This window comes from Shewanella sp. 553, from assembly GCF_059338375.1.
Genome location: NZ_CM181701.1, coordinates 248,186 through 265,695 on the forward strand (window position 1 = coordinate 248,186; position 17,510 = coordinate 265,695).

At 46.5% G+C, this 17,510-nt stretch carries 18 protein-coding genes and 1 pseudogene; 8 read left to right on the forward strand and 11 right to left on the reverse strand.

Features of this window, described 5'->3' with window-relative positions; genetic code table 11:
* The first annotated feature begins 49 nt into the window (after window positions 1–49).
* The 6 genes from AC5YBZ_RS01210 (at window position 50) to AC5YBZ_RS01235 (ending at window position 3,785) form a co-directional block, all read left to right on the forward strand.
* Complete coding sequence (locus tag AC5YBZ_RS01210; protein ID WP_494543315.1) at window positions 50–826, forward strand: hypothetical protein; 777 nt, start codon at window positions 50–52, stop codon at window positions 824–826.
* A 175-nt stretch (window positions 827–1,001) separates the two neighbouring features.
* Window positions 1,002–1,298 carry a hypothetical protein gene (locus AC5YBZ_RS01215; protein WP_494520310.1) on the forward strand — a complete coding sequence of 99 codons (297 nt, stop codon included), beginning with the start codon at window positions 1,002–1,004 and terminating at the stop codon, window positions 1,296–1,298.
* Window positions 1,295–1,579, forward strand: a complete 285-nt coding sequence (locus AC5YBZ_RS01220; protein WP_494520309.1) for a DUF3630 family protein — start codon at window positions 1,295–1,297, stop codon at window positions 1,577–1,579. The genes AC5YBZ_RS01215 and AC5YBZ_RS01220 overlap by 4 nt, the downstream gene beginning before the upstream one ends.
* Window positions 1,576–2,580 (forward strand): serine/threonine protein kinase, encoded by a 1,005-nt coding sequence (locus tag AC5YBZ_RS01225; RefSeq protein WP_494520308.1) that lies wholly within the window; start codon window positions 1,576–1,578, stop codon window positions 2,578–2,580. The genes AC5YBZ_RS01220 and AC5YBZ_RS01225 overlap by 4 nt, the downstream gene beginning before the upstream one ends.
* 131 nt (window positions 2,581–2,711) lie before the next feature.
* A complete protein-coding gene (locus AC5YBZ_RS01230; RefSeq protein ID WP_475515212.1) occupies window positions 2,712–3,323 on the forward strand; it encodes a thiol:disulfide interchange protein DsbA/DsbL in 612 nt (203 codons plus the stop codon).
* A gap of 249 nt (window positions 3,324–3,572) precedes the next feature.
* A complete protein-coding gene (locus AC5YBZ_RS01235) occupies window positions 3,573–3,785 on the forward strand; it encodes a DUF1107 domain-containing protein (RefSeq protein ID WP_475515211.1) in 213 nt (70 codons plus the stop codon).
* A gap of 23 nt (window positions 3,786–3,808) precedes the next feature.
* Here the strand turns inward: AC5YBZ_RS01235 and AC5YBZ_RS01240 are convergent, their stop codons facing one another.
* The 7 genes and pseudogenes from AC5YBZ_RS01240 to AC5YBZ_RS01270 form a co-directional block, all read right to left on the reverse strand.
* On the reverse strand, window positions 3,809–4,015 hold the full coding sequence (locus AC5YBZ_RS01240) for a cell division protein ZapB (protein WP_110459054.1): 207 nt from the start codon (window positions 4,013–4,015) through the stop codon (window positions 3,809–3,811).
* Between the two features lie 330 nt (window positions 4,016–4,345).
* The gene (locus AC5YBZ_RS01245) at window positions 4,346–4,936 is read right to left on the reverse strand and encodes an outer membrane beta-barrel protein (protein ID WP_494520307.1); all 591 of its coding nucleotides are present in this window, start codon (window positions 4,934–4,936) and stop codon (window positions 4,346–4,348) included.
* Between the two features lie 337 nt (window positions 4,937–5,273).
* Window positions 5,274–6,015, reverse strand: a pseudogene (locus AC5YBZ_RS01250) (cupin domain-containing protein).
* Between the two features lie 170 nt (window positions 6,016–6,185).
* Window positions 6,186–7,259 carry a DcaP family trimeric outer membrane transporter gene (locus tag AC5YBZ_RS01255; RefSeq protein WP_494520305.1) on the reverse strand — a complete coding sequence of 358 codons (1,074 nt, stop codon included), beginning with the start codon at window positions 7,257–7,259 and terminating at the stop codon, window positions 6,186–6,188.
* A 177-nt stretch (window positions 7,260–7,436) separates the two neighbouring features.
* Complete coding sequence (locus AC5YBZ_RS01260; RefSeq protein WP_494521675.1) at window positions 7,437–8,570, reverse strand: hypothetical protein; 1,134 nt, start codon at window positions 8,568–8,570, stop codon at window positions 7,437–7,439.
* 40 nt (window positions 8,571–8,610) lie between these two features.
* Window positions 8,611–8,979, reverse strand: coding sequence for a cytochrome c3 family protein (locus tag AC5YBZ_RS01265; RefSeq protein WP_494520304.1), 369 nt, complete (start codon window positions 8,977–8,979; stop codon window positions 8,611–8,613).
* The gene (locus AC5YBZ_RS01270; protein WP_475515206.1) at window positions 8,979–10,502 is read right to left on the reverse strand and encodes a flavocytochrome c; all 1,524 of its coding nucleotides are present in this window, start codon (window positions 10,500–10,502) and stop codon (window positions 8,979–8,981) included. The genes AC5YBZ_RS01265 and AC5YBZ_RS01270 overlap by 1 nt, the downstream gene beginning before the upstream one ends.
* A 330-nt stretch (window positions 10,503–10,832) precedes the next feature.
* On the opposite strand from AC5YBZ_RS01270, the gene AC5YBZ_RS01275 reads away from it, so the two are divergent.
* Together AC5YBZ_RS01275 and AC5YBZ_RS01280 are read left to right on the forward strand one after the other, a co-directional pair.
* Window positions 10,833–11,615, forward strand: a complete 783-nt coding sequence (locus tag AC5YBZ_RS01275) for a TetR/AcrR family transcriptional regulator (protein WP_475515205.1) — start codon at window positions 10,833–10,835, stop codon at window positions 11,613–11,615.
* A gap of 139 nt (window positions 11,616–11,754) precedes the next feature.
* On the forward strand, window positions 11,755–12,864 hold the full coding sequence (locus AC5YBZ_RS01280; RefSeq protein WP_494520302.1) for a branched-chain amino acid aminotransferase: 1,110 nt from the start codon (window positions 11,755–11,757) through the stop codon (window positions 12,862–12,864).
* A gap of 86 nt (window positions 12,865–12,950) precedes the next feature.
* Here the strand turns inward: AC5YBZ_RS01280 and AC5YBZ_RS01285 are convergent, their stop codons facing one another.
* From AC5YBZ_RS01285 to AC5YBZ_RS01300, 4 genes are all read right to left on the reverse strand, one after another.
* Window positions 12,951–13,367 (reverse strand): hypothetical protein, encoded by a 417-nt coding sequence (locus AC5YBZ_RS01285; protein ID WP_494524237.1) that lies wholly within the window; start codon window positions 13,365–13,367, stop codon window positions 12,951–12,953.
* Window positions 13,368–13,713: 346 nt separating this feature from the next.
* Complete coding sequence (yihG, locus tag AC5YBZ_RS01290; RefSeq protein ID WP_494520300.1) at window positions 13,714–14,661, reverse strand: 1-acylglycerol-3-phosphate O-acyltransferase, YihG family; 948 nt, start codon at window positions 14,659–14,661, stop codon at window positions 13,714–13,716.
* A 26-nt stretch (window positions 14,662–14,687) separates the two neighbouring features.
* Window positions 14,688–15,572, reverse strand: coding sequence for a 1-acylglycerol-3-phosphate O-acyltransferase, YihG family (yihG, locus tag AC5YBZ_RS01295; RefSeq protein ID WP_494520299.1), 885 nt, complete (start codon window positions 15,570–15,572; stop codon window positions 14,688–14,690).
* Between the two features lie 191 nt (window positions 15,573–15,763).
* Entirely contained in the window at window positions 15,764–17,287 is a 1,524-nt protein-coding gene (locus AC5YBZ_RS01300; RefSeq protein WP_494520298.1) for a YifB family Mg chelatase-like AAA ATPase, read from the reverse strand.
* Window positions 17,288–17,510: the final 223 nt, after the last annotated feature.

A 17,510-nucleotide genomic window follows, 5' to 3' on the forward strand; every position in this document is an offset into this window, starting at 1 on the left:
ACTAAAATCAGCCCGTACATGAGGCGCGATCAACCAACGGTGGATGATAATGAAATATATAGCCATTATTTTGCTAGTAGCTGTCGGCATATTCTTATATAGACGAGCACAGCGATTAGCCCAAGAGGAGCAGCAGGAAGCACAGCAGCCTGTTGAAAAGATCGTGTCGGGCGAAGATAAGGACCTTGTGGTGCCAACCACTACGCCAGCCGATAACGCCGATGCGGCAGCCTCTGATGAATCCGCGTCGATAGAGACCGTTCCTCCTGTTGTAACAGAGCGCGAAGCGGTTACCCTCGCTGCAGAGCCAGAGCCAGAGCCAGAGCCAGAGCCAGAGCCAGAGCCAGAGCCAGAGCCAGAGCCAGAGCCAGAGCCAGAGCCAGAGCCAGAGCCAGAGCCAGAGCCAGAGCCAGAGCCAGAGCCAGATGATAAAAAATTACCTCTCGCCGATGAATCTTGGGCTAACGAAAAGTTGACCAAGGCGCTAGATGACTACCGTGGTGCTAGTGCAACTACCGATAAACATAACGCTTTATTGCAGGTGATAGGTGAGTGTTATAAGCAACGCAAGCAGCAGCAATACCGTGAATATGGGGCGCAGTTGTCATCTGACTATCAGTCACTTTTTGCCACTTTAGCCGCTCCAGATAAAGAAAAAGGCACAGGCTTTATGCAGTTGTCTACCCTGCTCAATGATAGTGGTCAGTACGATGGCGCATTAAAGTTGTGTCAAGCGGCTATCGATTATGGCTTAAGCGATGGCACTATTACCGGTTTTGAAGGGCGTATGGAGCGTATCGAAAAAGCCAAGGCTAAAGCATCGTAGTAATCTACTGCAACACGCGCATAAGCCGTGTAAACTGGCATTTATATTGACGTTAAAGGCGAACAGGTGTCGCCTTTTTTATGTCTGGAACATTTATGTCAATTTGCCATGGATGGAAACAAATAGACGTTATGTCTGGAACATTTATGTCAATTTGCCATTATTTGGAGCATTTATGCAAATTCGTTATCTCGTATTATCCAGCTGCGCGCTCTTACTCGGATTGACTGCATGTACTCAAGTGCCGCAATGGACATTATTTTATTATCCCGAGCAAGATAAGGTGAGCGAAGGGGAGTTAGCCCCCTATATTGCCGGTTATTATGATCAGCTAGAGCAGTGCCTCGCCAAAGGGGCGGGAATGGCAAGGTTGAGTCAATCGGGTCAGGGTGCCTATCAATGTGGCTATCAATGTAAAGAGGACGAGGCGGGAAGCATTCAATGTGACCGTTTCGAGCAACCGACACCATGAACTATTCACTCGATAAAAATGCAAAGAGCTTAATGATTAATGGCGACATTGATTTTGATCAGTTTGAGGCTTTTGCGACTCCGCTAGTACAAAGGTTGGATTGTCGAGTCATTGAGCGCCACTGGGGGGCCGATAGGCATCAGTGGCAGTTAGAGTTTGAAGGCACACTTATTGGGCTACACTATGAGTTTTACGGCGATATCTGCTGGCTTTCGGTTGAGTTAGATGAAGAGTTTGAAGTGCTAGAGTACTTAGTGACATTATTGGAGTCTTCTCGATGAGCGATGCGTCAACCCCTGCTGGTTTTCACTACCAAGCATTAACCCCTGATTTAATTCTCGATGCGATTGAGTCTTTGGGTATTTATCCAGAAACTGGGTTGCTAGCGCTCAATAGCTACGAAAACCGAGTCTATCAATTTCGCTGTGATCGCCAAATTCGTTACGTGGTTAAGTTTTACCGCCCCGAGCGCTGGAGCGATGCACAGATCTTAGAAGAGCATGAGTTTTCCGCCGAGCTGGCCCAGCAAGAGATCCCCATCGCCACGCCAGTGCTTATCGAGGGGCAATCATTACATCATTATCAAGGTTTCCGGTTTGCGCTTTTTCCGTCGATGGGGGGGCGCGCCTTTGAAGTGGATAACCTGGAGCAACTCGAAGAGGTGGGACGCTTTGTCGGGCGCATGCATCAATACGCTAAAGCCAACACCTTCACCTACCGCGAAACCTTAAGCCCTGCATTATTAGGCGATGAGTCACTCGCTTGGCTTAAGGCCTCGGGTCATGTGCCACCGAGTTTAGAGGTGGCCTACTTCACCATAGTGGAGCAAGTGCTTGCCAAGGCTAAACGCTTATGGGCCGAAGTGGATGCAACATCGATGCGCCTGCACGGCGATCTGCATCCGAGTAATATTATGTGGACCCCTGACGGGCCGGGGTTTGTCGATCTCGATGACGCCAAAATGGGCCCTGCGGTGCAAGATCTGTGGATGATGCTAGCCGGTGATCGGCAGCAACAAACCTTACAACTCGACATTTTGCTTGAAGCCTATGAAGAGTTTTGCGAATTTGATAAACGCCAACTTAAGCTCATTGAGCCGCTTCGCGCCATGAGAATGCTGCACTATAACGCTTGGCTCAGTCGCCGCTGGGAAGATCCCGCCTTTCCGATGAATTTCCCTTGGTACGCCGAGGAGCGGTATTGGGAGCAGCAAATTTTGGCCTTTAAAGAGCAGTTGGCCCTGCTAGATGAGCCTCCTCTGAGTTTAATTCCACAATATTAATTAGGGATAAGTGAGTATCTTGTAACAGAAAAAATGAACTAATGCGCTTGAGGTACACTCCAAAGCACATTATGTTATGTGCAAAATTATTGTTATTGTCGATGGTGCGTTAGCACCCAAAAGGAATCATCATGAAAAAAGCGTTACTGGTAGCATTGGCATTATTAATGGCCCCTATGGCGGCACTGGCTGCCGATTATAAAGAGGGTGTGCATTACACTGTGGTAAATAAAGGTCCTGCGACAGCTAAGCCTGAAATTGCCGAGTTTTTCTCATTTTATTGCCCTCACTGTTATAGCTTTGCCAAAGTGCAGGTACCGCAGATTAAAGCTAACCTCCCCGAGGGTGTCGTGTTTAAGCAAAATCACGTGGAATTTATTGGCCGTGAAATGGGCACAGAAATGTCGCGTGCATTCGCTATTGCGCATCAGTTGAAAGTGGAAGATAAGATTGAACAAGCGCTATTTGCTGCCATTCATGACAAGAAGCAACGCTTTGTTACTCGCGATGATATTCGCCAAGTGTTTATTGCCAATGGCATATCAGGCAAAGAGTTTGATGCAGCGGCTAACTCGTTTATGGTGAGTGCGCAGATGGCGCAGATGAAACGTGCAACTGAAAACGCTCAGTTATCTGGCGTGCCTGCGTTAGTGGTTAATGGTAAGTATCGTGTCGAAACTGGGGCAATTAAATCTTACGATGAACTGTTAGACATTGCTTTTTACCTAACCACGCTTAAATAAGTGTAACGGTAAATCATCAAAAGGAGCTTTTAAGCTCCTTTTTTTGTGTCTATTCAATACTGGATTATACCTATGGTATTAAAAGACGGATCTAAATAGTGGGCTGATAGCAAAGAACATTTTTTGTATTTATGTGATGTGTTGCCGCAATGAGCAAAAAAGATGAATTGAGAGGAAACTTACTGCGGTTTTATGAGGTCAAACTTAGCAATAATTACAATAACGCAGAGCCGTTTGCTTGGAGGTCTTATGAGATTTTTTCCGGTTTACGCCCCAAAACTCATTGTAAAACATGCGCGTATTTTTGTGTCAGGTGTTATCTGGGTAAAAGATTTGGGTCGTCTGGAGTTCGACAAAGGACGATTTTTACTGCCAAGGCAAAGTTTACCTCGAGTGAAGCAAGCCATTGTCGAGTTGAATCAGTTAATCGAGCGTCAACATAACGAAGCGAAGACGGTTTAGGTCTTCGCTGTTAGTGAGTGAATTTACTCGCTCACTTCGTCATTTAATAAACCCACAAGGCCAGTGACTTTTTCATTCCATGAATGAAGATCTTGGCTTAATTGTTGGTTCTTTTCACTTAGGCTGCTGTTCTTTTGTTTCTCTTCTTCGAGCTCCATTTTTAGTAGCTCAATCGTTTCGAGTGCAGCTTGGATTTTTGTCTCCAGCTTGGACAGTAGTTCAAGGCTCATCGGGAGTCCTAATAGTTTCTGGATGGGTCTATGATTCTATCAGCGCCGCCATGACAGTGAATAGCTAATTTATACTAATTGTCCAAAAAGTAACCAAGAATTCAATTAAACATCGTTTATTTTCCCCCTGAGTGCCATGAGTTACATTTTTGCAGGGATTTTAACGAGATAAGCTTCGCCATTGCGATGCTGCTCGGTTTGACCTGTTGAAAGCGCGGGAAGCGATATCTCTGCCATTGGCACACAATTTAAGGGGGAATTTATCTGAATGACGTATAACACAACGCCGTTATCCATAGATAACGGCGTTGTGTGGAAACCCCTTCTAGATTAGAAGCGGTAATCAACAGACAAGTAAACTTGCTGGCTATCATCAAGTGAGAAGGAGGCCGAACCTGCATCTGTGCTGATCCCGATATCGTAGTCTTGCTTGAGATAGCGGTACCCAATTTCTGAGCTCAGGTTATCGTTAATTTTATACATTAACCCCGTTTGACCACCCCAAACAAAACGGTCTTTTGACGATAGATATGAGGTGTCTGGACTGATGTGATTAACGCCCGCCGTGGCTCCAATAAACCAGTTCAGCTTGTTGCTGGCATCAAGCCCAAGTAGGTAGTCATATGAGAGCAACAAACTTTGCTGCTTGGCTAAGTCGTCAGAGTTATATGAATAAGTTGCATAGAGGCGATTATTATCATTTAAGTAAGCGCCCGCTCTGACTTCGTATACGGCGTCGTTTTCACGCTCTTTAGTAGAAAAATAATCATTATTAAATTCAGGATCGACCCCCAGCGCGGTCCCTTTGTAGGTATTTTGCTGGGCACCGACACTGCCACCGATGAACCAATCTGCGGCCATGGTTGGTGCTGATAATACAGCGGTGATAACGGCTGCTAAGGCTAATTTCTTGCTATTCATAATATGCTCCTTGATGAAATAAAGTGTTACCGTCTTTCGTTGAGGTAATAGTATTTCAAGTGAACTGAACGAAAACTGAATAATATCTAGATGAATTATTAAGCTATTTTGATAAAAAAATAGCCATCACTAGCCTGCTAGGGTAAAAGCTACATGGTTATGGCTGGCAAATATTGAAGTCGAAGATAGGGCGTTGAGACACCTACTGAGTGTTTACGTTGCGGCAAGAGCTCAAGATTAAGTAGATTAAAACCGATAGTTTGTGATATTGAGCTAAGTTTAGGGGCCGATTGACAATCGGCCCCTAGAGAGCATGGTGTAATGCTATTGCGGCTGGTTACTTTTTAAAGAAAGCTTCGTTAGTGCCGTATGCCTAAGTTGAGATCGCGCTTACGGATGGCATCTACGCGGTCAAAGGCTTCTTCGGCAACGCGAAGGTTTTTAACGTCTTTACGCCAGTAATATTTAAAGCCATCGAAATGGGCATTGTTTGGATACCAATACATCACACCTAAGCCTTTATCAGACATGATAGGGGTGTTGTGAATGGTAGCGCCTGGAATGTAAAAGTATTGGCCAGTGCCTAGCTTATTAAACTTATTATCGGCCAGTGTTTGACCTTCACCATTAACGACGTAATAACACTCAGGTTGACCATGAAAATGTGGTGCGTGATCTGACTTGCCACCATCGGTGATACCAATAACCACAGGGCTGTCTGACAGCTCTTTCCAGATATAGCCAACTGGTGACTTAGTACGATCACAGTCTTTAACTTCTAGAATATTGCCGTCGTCATCCAAGGTCTTACAGAAGCGCTGATCCATGGGGATGCTGTCGTTGGCTTGAATGGTGTTGAAATCAATCTTACCTGCTTCCCAAGCGGCAATATAGGCTTCAACTTCAGGGTTGCTGCACTGCTCAGGCATAGTGTCTTGCGGAACATATGGTGTGCTGTCGTATGGTACTGGCGTCATCTGTTGGTAAGGGAGTTGGGCGTGGTTACATTGTGGCCCTTGGGCAACTGCAGCAGTTGATGCTAGTGCTGCAATACCAAACATCATTTTAAGTTTCATCATTCCTATCCTATTTTTAGTGCCGCAACGCTGCGGTATTTTGCTTGTAAATTGGTGCTTGAGCTAACAATAAAGTGATTGGTTTGTCGTAAAGGTGAATTGGATCACGCCGCATTTTTAACAGCAAAATTATTCGTGACTCAGCTCGCGAATAATCTTACCTATCCACGCGATCACAGATGAAACTGCATGCTGAGTTGGACGTAATTAGAGGCACCTTGTGCCGGAGCCGTTTCATGATATGAGCTGATGGTGTCATCGATTTGATAGCGGCCAACTTCAAAGCCCAGTACTAACGCTGGGGTTAAATTGGTAAAAACATTGAGGCCAATATGGGCGCGGTCAGTGGCTTCGACATCGGTTTTTGTGCGGCCGTAAAATAAGCTTGAACGCGTGCGTTCGGTCCAGAAATGACGATAAGCCAGCATTGCTGCTGTGGTTGTTTCTAATTCACCCTTTATTATGTCACGCGCCGCATCGGTACCGACATAACGGCCAAGGTTGCCGTAATGCAGTTGCAGCCTAATATCATCACGGCCGAAGGTGTTTAGCTTGGCGGCGAGCGACACTCCAGCACCAAATTGGGCTGTGTCTTCGGGATCTAAATACCGAAACAAGCTCGACAGTGAGACGTTGCCCCAATCCCCGCCTTGGTTATAGCGAATAATCGCATCGGGCACATAGTCGTTGTCAGTCTCTATCCATTGCTTATCTGTGGTTTTTGTCTCTGTTTGAGTGCCATAGGTATAGGGGTTTTCTAATGCCAGTTGCCAATGTCCGCTGGTTAATTTGACCAGCGCTTGACGCACCATCGCTTGGCCAACTAGCGGGCCACCTAAATCGGCTGTTTCAGCAAACGTACTGCTGTTGACCAGCGTTGACCAGGTTTGCCCTACGGTAACACCTTGGTATTCGACATAGGCATGCCTAAGGCGCGGGCTATAGGAGTTAGAAAACACCGCATTGCCTTGCGATGACCCTGCAAAGTCGACTTCCACAAACCCTATGACATCGCCATGCTCGATCCCCATATTAAAGCGACTCTCTGCGGCACTGAACTGGGTTCTCTTAGTGGCATCAGTGACGCTGCCACCGCCTGTCCAGCTGTCTTGAAAAGCGATGTTGCCATCGACAAAGCGCGCATTTGTTTTAAGAAAACCGCCAAATTGGTATTCACTTGCCGTTAATGGAGTGGAGAAACAGCTAATCAAACAGATACAGATGCATGTTTTAGTCATTAATTTCATAGTTATTTAAAGTGGGCTGTCAGAGAAAGTCGAAAAAGAGTGAGAACCATCTAGGGGGTGGTAGCCGGGGGAAGTGCCGTAACCAATCTAAATGTTGGCAGACTCTAAAAGAGTCGCCAGAGTTTGGCAGAAGCGAAGTGAGAGCGGCCTCGCTTCTGCCGGTAACGTCATATAGCTTTAGAAGTAGTAACCAAAGTTAATGTTAACGCGTTTGTCCCAGCTATCGCCCATCTCTGGTAGGCCAACATGGTCGTTGTTGGCGGTAGAGAAGGTCATGTTCTTACCCATTACAAAATCGACCATGGTGTAAGTTGGGCCTGCTGAAATCGCGCAGCCAGTGACGTTTTGCATGCTGTTGTCATAGCTGTCGTCATCGACATCGGGCGTCATTAAGCCAAAGTCGTTGTAACATTTAACGCTGCCCCAATCGGTATCGAACGTTTTTGCAATATTAACGTTATAAGCTTGGCCTTTAGCGGCAATTTCGTACTGCCAACTCACCACAGAGACACCGATTTTATTTGGGTCTTCAGCATCGGCGGCATCATACTCATACTGCATCGCCTGCATCTGTAAGTTCCAGCCCTTAAAGCTGCTGTCTAAGTGCAGTGCCACGGCGTAACGGTCGCCGTTATTACCCGTTTTGCTGTTATAGATTTGGCCATACTGCACCGAGCCACCAAGGGTGGTTTGGCCGCCTTGGTGTTCAGCGGTGTAGGTTTGGCGAATGTTGAGCTGGTTGGTCTCTTCGTTGTTATACTCGGTACCATTGATGGTGCCTGTGTATAGGTCGGTCGAGTAACGTTTGTTTTCTGTTGGGCCGTATTCTGCATTTTTGTAGAAAGCTAAGTCAGTGTGCCAGCCATTTTTTTCATAAATAGCTTTGATACCCACATCATGGTCATCTTCAAAGCCTAGGTAGTAGGGTAGGCCAAACCACCAGCTGTTGGAGATGAAATCACGGTTACCAAACGGCACTTTATTAATACCAAACTGTAGCTGCCAGTCTGGATCGATGTCGTAAAAGCCGTAGCCATATTTGATATAGTTCGTGCTTGAGGTAAAACGGTATTCTGCCGCAAGCCCCCAGTCACCTTGTTTACCGTCAAATTTGATCGCAGTCATATCAAAAGAAAAGTCTCCGCCCTTATCTTTTGAGGCTTCATCGTAGTCTTTGTAACCGTAATTAACACGTACGGCGCCGCCAACCTTGATGCCATCTTCTTGCTCAGCCGCGAAAGCGGTTGAGCCTGAAAGTGCTATCGCCGTTGCCACTATCGACAGCATAAACTTAGTGGTATTTCTCATCATCATTTCCTATTAGTCTTTTTAGTATTTACAGCAGAAACTATTACATTTCACCAAACCAAGTTCGGTGGCATTCGGCGCAGACGGGCGCTTTTTTCTCGTGCTCGCCATGACAGGCTAAGCAGCTTGCCCCTTGGTTGTAATGCAGTGATTTGTGCGGATGCGCTTCGGGGATCGCTAACTTGCTTTCATCGACTGCAATACTGTTGATATCGCCATGGCATTCAACACAGGCAGCGTCGGTCGCATTCTTTTTACCTGAGCCTTGGTGGCAAGTCTGACAACCATCTTGGTAGATAAACTCGTGGTTCACGCGCCCTTGGGTGCTGCCTTTCATTTTGACGAGGTCGCCCGCCATAGCGCTGCCTGAAACCGCAAGGCCTAGCAGTAAACTCAGTAATAATTTGTTCATTAGACAGCTCCTTGAAGGTCGGCTTGGATGGTTTCTGCAACCACTATGCCCATCACTAGGCACTCTAGGCAGGAGGTAGAACTCAAACGGGCTTCACCATGGATGCCGCCAGTGACTTCGCCTATCGCGTAGAGGTTTTTGATGGATGCCATCGAGCGGCCATCGATCACGCGAGCGCCTAAATCGGTTTTTAGTCCACCCATGCAGTAATGCACTTTTGGCCAGATGCGAGATACCACAAAGGGGCCGGTTAACACTTCAGCCGTGTCCATTTTACGGTTAAAGAGCGGATCTTTGCGGGCTTCAACATGGGTGTTGTATTCAGCGATGCTACGTTTCAATGGCGCCGCAGGAATATCGAACTTAGCCGCTATCTCATCTAATGAGTCGAGCTTCCACGCCATCTTGTCGCGTAAGGCGCGGATCACTCGATCGTCTTTGGCGTAGTTGCTGTAGTTAAACAGTACAATTGGATACGCGGGGCTGCCGTCAGCATTACGGTTTTTCATAATGGCTTCAGAGCAGGTCTTGCGGTCTGCACGCTCATCCATAAAGCGTTTGCCGTTGAGCACGCTGATTGCCGCGCCTTGATGCCAACCGATAGAAAGCAAGGCGTTAGACCAACCAAATCCGCCCTCATCAGGCGATCCCCAGTGACCTGTTTGAATAAGGTTCATGTGCACTGGCAGGGCACCATGGGCCATAGCAGTCAGGGTTACCTCACCGGTTGCGCCGAGCGCGTTAGTGCAATCAAGGGTTGGGTCAAGTGAAGGGTCAACCGCTTCACGCAGCGCCATGTTTCGAGCAAAGCCACCATTAGCTAGCACAACCGCCTTGTTGGCTTTGATGAATATTGTGGTACCAGTCTTTAGATCTGGGAAACGGTAATTTTTACGTACCTTAACGCCGATGATCTTTTGCCCATCCATAATGAAGTCTTCGATGTAGTGCTGCAGACGATAATCTACGCCCTCTTTTACACCCGCTTCATAAAGCTTGGTGGTGATATCGCCGCCAGTGCCATGTTGAGTACGGATGGCGCGTGCTTTATTGTGGCCACCCACCTGAATGTTAAAGCCTTCACGGAATTTAACGCCAGTATCTACGCATAAGTTATACGCATCGAGCGAGCGGTTAGCGATTTGACGCAGTGCATCTTCATTTTGCATGCCACGACCCGAGATGATCTGATCTTTTACTAGCTCTTCGGGTGAATCATCCTTGATGCCTTGGGCTAACTGAGTAGGGTTTTTAGGTATGGCTAACCAGCCGCCGTTGATGGCAGAGTTGCCACCAATCACTTGCATTTTCTCTAACACCAATACCGAACCGATGCTCTGGCGCTTGGCGTTTAATGCGGCCGATAGACCAGCAAAACCTGAGCCGACCACAATAACGTCGTGGGATTCATCCCATTCGATGGTGTTGCATTCGCTGGCCGATACGGTTCCGGGCATAGAGGCGGCTATCCCGCCAAGCGCGGCACCCGCACTGAGTTTTAAAAAGTTTCTTCTGTTGTGCATTTGATTGTCCTCTGCATCTGCGTGAGAGAAAGATAGAGGTTCTGCACTTGGTTAAAGGTGAAGTAAGTCACGGCTTTTTTTCAGTGGCAAACTTATTCGTGAGCCATGTCCCGAATAACTTTTTTTGGATGTTTTTATTCGCTGCCCATTGTTGCTGGGAGTTTATATGGAGCCGATATTTTTTATGCCAATCTTTGTTTGATGTAATTCACAAACCCCGCCAATAAAGCCCATTTAGCGTGAGGTTTATCCCGATACATTAAGCATCAACTGTCATTACGGTAAGTTGCTGGAGCATACTTCAGCTAAATTGATATTAAGGCGAAGAGCATGAAGTGCCCCTCTGAAACATTACCTATGATGCGTTGCAACCAAATTCTTGATGCGGCGGAGCGGCTCATTGAGACTCAGGGCATAGTGTCATTTAAGTTCTCTCAACTGGCTAAAGAAGTAGGGTGTTCTACTGGGACCTTGTATAAATTCTTTGAGCGCAAAGAGGATGTATTGGTGTGCTTATTTTTAAGAAGTGCGACCTCGAATCATCTGCCCATCTTTATTGCTCAATACCCAGACCTTAGTGAGCAAGAGAAGGTTCTGCTGCCTATTATGTTTACCTTTGAAACCATTAAACGCTCAAAAAGCTTCTTTACGCTACGCTCTGTCTCGGTTAATACCATGGTGTGGCAGCTAGCCAGTGATGAAAAGGTTGAGCGTTTTAAAAAGCGTATCAATGCTTTTTGGGGATGGTTTACCGACTCACTCAATGCTGCTGTGGCTAAGGGGGAACTTGAGGCGACACCACTACAGGTTAAAGAGTTAGTGCAGGGAATCGTATTCTATTTAACCGGATCTTTGACCCAATTTGAAAGCCAGCTCATTGCACCTGAGTACTTGTCTAATCGCCGCGAGACCTGTTATCGCCACTTGGCGAAATTGATGGGGCAATATAAATGGCTGCAGCCGCTTACCCATGAGTTATTTGATTGTTTAGAGGCACGCACGGTGAAATTTTTTGATCAGCACTATCGTGACCATATGAGCTGCGCAGCGTGCAGTGCTCTGTCACAGGTCGATCTTAATGCTAAGTCAACTTGTACTCGTCAACGCGAATAGCAGAATTAAATTTGTTACTTTAACGTTCACAAACTTGTACTAAAGCATATGCCTACGGGCTTACTGAACGCTGTCGTTTGGCTTGACTTTATTGCGATGCATCCATAGTCTGCTTATTCAGTAATCAAGGTGGTATGCAATGCACATAAACTATAATTTAAAACCTGCATGTGAACGTCGTACTGAGCAGTTTGAGCCTGAAACCAATGTGGGTTTTGGTAACCTAAGAACTGATCATATGTTTTTAATGGATTATCGCGACGGTGAGTGGCGAGATCCTAGAATTGTCCCCTATGGCCCGTTTGAGGTCGCTCCTGGTGCCATTGCACTGCATTATGGCCAATCCGTGTTTGAAGGCGCCAAAGCCTTTATGCATCAAGATGGTGAGATCTATACCTTTCGTTTAGATAAAAATGCTGAGCGTCTTAATACCAGTGCCGATATTCTCTGTATTCCTGCGCTGCCCGAAGCGATGCAGTTGGCAGGTATTAACGCCTTAATTGACGTCGACCGCTTGTGGTTCCCAATGCAAGAGGGGGCTTGTTTGTATATTCGGCCGTTCATCTTCGCCACTGAAGATAGGCTGTCGGTGAGTCCGAGTCAGCAATACACCTTTTGTGTGATGCTTAGCCCGAGTGGTGCTTATTATGCTGATGGTTTCGATAAGGCGATTCGTTTGCTGATTAGCGAACGTTTTCACCGTGCCGTGGCTGGTGGAACCGGGGCATCGAAAGCGGCAGGTAACTATGCCGCATCGTTGAAAGCGGGTAAGGCTGCTGCCGAATATGGCGCCGCGCAGGTGCTTTATCTTGATGCCAATAATAAGCAGATTGAAGAAGTTGGGGCGATGAACCACTTCCATGTGCTCAAAGATGGCACCATTATTATTCCTAAGTTTACCGATACCATCTTAAAGTCTATTACCTCGCAATCAATATTAGATTTAGGTGAGCAGCTAGGCTGTGAAGTGCGCCAAGAGACGGTGATGCTGGATAAGTTTATTAGCGACATTGAGTCAGGTGAGATTATTGAAGCGGGTGGGTTTGGCACCGCAGCGGTGGTCTCTCCTGTGGGGTCCTATATTTTTGAAGATAACCGTGTGGTGACTGTCGGTAATGGCGAAGTGGGTGAGCATACTCGGCGTATTTACCAAGTGTTAACCGATATTCAAAAAGGGCTGCGCCCAGCGCCAAATGGCTGGCTTGGACGGGTTGAGCGAGTGGAACCGGTAATTGCAATAGCGCGTTAGTCGTTATCGTGATACCAATAAAAAAGCGCCGATGAAAGGCGCTTTTTTATTGGCTTGTACTGTCATACTTGAGCCATGGTGTGTCTTTATTCATTGAATAATATGGTCGCATTCACCCGTACCGGTATTGCATTGGCATTTTCAGCGGTTGCTTTAAATTTATAGGATTCAAGATCTGCAATTACCGCGTATTGGTCTTTATAAAGCTCATCAATGGCAAGATTGACAATGTTACCTTGGCTGTTAATCTCAAATTGGACATGAATACGCTGTAAGTTGGGGTATTGGTTAGCGACTAACTGCCAATCGATGGCTCTGTCTTGGATAACCCAGTAGCGGCTCAATTGTGAGGGCGTGACATTAACCGCCGCCGCCGAGTAGTTATGCATTAAGCTGCTTTGACAGCCAGTTAATAATCCCGTTATGAGTAACAGCGCCGCCATGAGCAGTGATGATTGATGTGGTCTGTTAAACATAATATGCCTGTCAAAAAAGGGTTGCATGACCCATCCTATTATTTATATCGCTTTAGTACTGTGACCAAGCAGGCGTGTTAATCATTTTGTATTTATAAACTAACATGTAGCCATAATGTTGGCAAAAGATATACCTTATTATCAATTGTATCGCCGCAGTGGGTTTTCATGATGAGGGGGGGGCAGTGCTATTTATGTGGTTATGTGGCGCGGTGGGTCATTAATTCTGGCTTGGGGCTCAGGTAGGTATAGAGAGGTCTATTTGCATCAATGGGATATATTCAATGGAAAATGGCTTGATTAGGGTGGGTCGCTATTAGCGATTAATGAGCGCGCTATTACGCTGCGCGCTTATCGTTAGTAACGAAGCGGGTTACTGCTGAGTTGGACTAGATGCTAGCTTGTTGCTCACTCGTTGGTGAGAGTGATAACGCTGCAAAATTTGATGGATCTGCTCATCTTTTTGCTGCCAAACTCCATTGAGCCAGCGTTGAAATTGAGCGCGGCAATCGGCATCACTGAAATAGCGAATATCATCGACCTCGGGTACGGGGAGAGTTTCTATGCGGATCACTATCCGTTTGATTTTGCCGTGCATCACCTCTGAGAGTGTGTTGCCTTCAGAGTCTGGATAGACCAAGGTTACATTTAATAGGCTGGTAAATTGCTCGCCCATGGCCGAAATAGTAAAGGCGATGCCGCCCGCTTTAGGGCGTAACAGATAGCGATAGGGCGACCGTTGGCGTGCGTGTTTTTCTTTGGTAAAGCGGCTGCCCTCGACATAATTGATAATAGCGGTAGGGATGGTTTTAAACTTCTCGCAAGCGCGCCGCGTAGTCTGTAGATCTTTGCCTTTTAACTTGGGGTTTTTTCTCAACTGTTTAGCGCTGGTTCGATTCATAAATGGCATATCTAAGGCCCAGCAACCCAACCCCAAAAACGGCACATAAAGTAGCTCTTTTTTGAGAAAAAACTTTAACATCGGAATATTGTTACGCAATACGTAGGTGAGTGCTGCAATATCGAAGCCACTAAGGTGATTGCTAATCAGTAGATACCAGCCATCTTTACGAAGCCCTTCTAGCCCCTCAACATCCCACTCTATCTTGGCAATGAGGTATAAAATACCACCATTACAGCAGGCCCATCCCCACATGCAGCGGTTCATCATGTGGGTCAGCATATTTCTAAAAGTGGTTATCGGCAGCAGTAATTTTACAAAGCCACCGATAACAATGAGGCTGCTCCACCATACAGTGTTGATGATCAACAAGAACATACTGAGTGCGAATAAAACTGAGCCGGGCAAAAAATTTAACATCTTTTAGAAGTCTCTTTTATAACAGGTTATTGCTTAGCGAGCTGATCCAATACGCTATCTTTCTCTTTCCAAATACGATTTAACTCGTCCTGAAAACCGATTTTAAATGCCCTATCATTTAAGTAATCACCGCGCATTTCACTAGCGATATCAGACACCTTTATATGGACTCTTACCTGCTTTACTTTGCCCGATATATAATCCCAATAGCTTGGGATATCACCAGGATAATAAATGGCCACATCGACCAGCTTATGAATATGCCCACCCATGGCTGATAGAGCAAATGCCATTCCGCCCGCCTTAGGTTTAAGTAAATGTTTAAACTCAGAGTTTTGTTTTTGATGTTTGGCAGGCGTAAAGCGGGTGCCTTCAACAAAATTCATCACGCTCACAGGCTTAGATTTAAATTTTTCACAGGCTTTACGAGTGATCTCTATGTCTTTACCTTTAAGCTTAGGGTTTTTACGCAGTTGCGCACTGGTGTAGCGACGCATAAAAGGAAAGTCGAGTGCCCACCAAGCCAATCCTAAGACAGGTACATAAATGAGTTGTTGTTTGAGGAAAAACTTTAAAAATGGAATTTTGTAGTTAAATATGCGTTGTAGCACCGGAATATCGACCCAAGATTGGTGGTTGGCGATCACCATATACCACTCTTTCGGCGACAGCTCGGCCTCGCCTTCAATTAGAATCTCGACCGGATGAAAGATGCGCTCGATAATGGTGTTAACACTTATCCATGCGGTAGCACAATGATCGAGTATATAGCTACAGCCAGTGCGTAAAGGCCCGATAGGTATTATTTTTACTATACTTACCAATAAGATAGGTGTTACCCAGAAGATGGTGTTAATAACATAACAGCTAAATGCTAGGCTGCCTCTGATCAGCGATATAACAGAGCCCATTAAATTCCCCATAAAAAATTTGAGACCTATGTTACTCGGCCTAGGGCTTTAGCTCAATGCTCTTAATATCAGAGGTTTTTTTCATTTTTTATGCTGCTGTTATTATACGAGGTTATTTTGCAGCTTAGTCTGTTCAGTTTGCATCTTAGCCTGGTACGCGATTGCAAAATTATCTTTAACTTATCGAGCGGTTAATAACTATTTTTCAAGCTGTTAAGTAGCCTGTCCATGGCGCGATAACCTAAGGCTTGGGCGATATGACTGCGATCTACCGTTTGAGATTGCGCTAAGTCGGCGATGGTGCGGGCTACGCGCTGCAGTCGGTGATAACTTCTTACCGAGAGCCCAAGTTTATTGACACTTTGCTCTAAAAATTCCAGATCCGTTTGCGCAAATCCCCCGGTTTGCGTCAGCTGTTTACCACTCAGCTCGGCATTTAAGACGCCAGCACGACTCAGTTGACACTCACGAGCCGCCTTCACTCTGCTCGCGATTGTCGCGCTGGTTTCGGCGGCATGTTGTTGCTGCGTCAAGGTGCCTTCGGGCAGTCGTGGGACATCTATGGTCAGGTCAAATCTATCGATAAACGGGCCCGATAAGCGTGACAGATAGCGCTGTATTTGATCTTGTGTTGCCCGTGCGTTTGCGGTGTCGCCGCAGGGGCTGGGGTTCATGGCTGCGATAAGCTGAAAGCGACTGGCAAAGGTGAGTTTAGCCGCTGCCCGTGAGATGACTACCTCACCAGTTTCCATCGGCTCACGTAAACAGTCGAGCACTTTTCTAGGAAATTCAGCAACTTCATCTAAAAAAAGTACTCCTCGGTGAGCCAAAGAGATCTCTCCCGGTTTGGGATGACTGCCACCGCCGACCAGTGAGATAGATGAGCTAGTATGGTGGGGGCTGCGAAAGGGGCGTTGATAAAATTGGGCTTTAGGTACGGTCTGCCCCGCGACAGAATGGATAGCGGCTACCTCTAATGCTTCGTCATAACTCAAAGGCGGTAGTAGTTGAATGATCCGGCTGGCTAACATGGTTTTTCCTGTGCCAGGTGGCCCTAAAAACAATAAGTTGTGGTTGCCTGCGGCGGCAATTTCTAAGGCGCGCTTAGCTTGATATTGACCGATCACATCGCTTAAACAGGTTGTTTGAGACGGCGCATTGTTAGCAATCCACTCTAAGCCAGTGGTGATCCTCGGTAGGGATTGCTGCCCGTGGAGGTAGGCACTGAGTCCCTGTAAGTGAGTGGCAAAAAAGCAGTTGTGGTATCCGACCAATTCGGCGTCGCTGCGGTTGTCGAGGGGCAGGATTAAATACTTGTGGTGCTTGCGGGCAAAAACAATCACCGGCAAGAGCGCCTGACATTGGCGAATGTGTCCAGATAATGCCAGTTCACCGACAAACTCGTGATCTTTTAACATGGCCGCTGGGATCTGTTTTGATGCCGCCAAGATACCGATAGCGATCGGCAGATCGTAACGGCCACCCTGTTTAGGCAGATCCGCAGGCGCGAGGTTGACCGTTATTCGCCGCTGTGGAAATTCAAATCCAGCATTGATTATCGCGCTGCGTACCCGCTCTTTAGCCTCTTTGACCGAGGTTTCCGGCAGGCCGACCAAATTGAAGGCGGGCAGGCCGTTACTGAGATGCACTTCAACGATAACTTCTGGGGCTTCGACCCCTAAACTGGCTCTGGTGGTGACGCAGGCAATTGCCATAAACAAATCCTTTTGTTTTTAGTCTTTTGTAGGAGTCTAGCATTAGCGCGAATGCGCAGTCCTAAGTGTAGCAGCTAAAAATGGGCCCGTTATTTAAGCAAAATATGCCGATTTATGTTGCCTATTGGCTATTTTCTGATATATAGACGCCAGATTGTGACATTGTCGTCTTGTCGAGCGACATATTGGCATCGAGATTGTGTTTTCGGTGGACTTGAGCTGA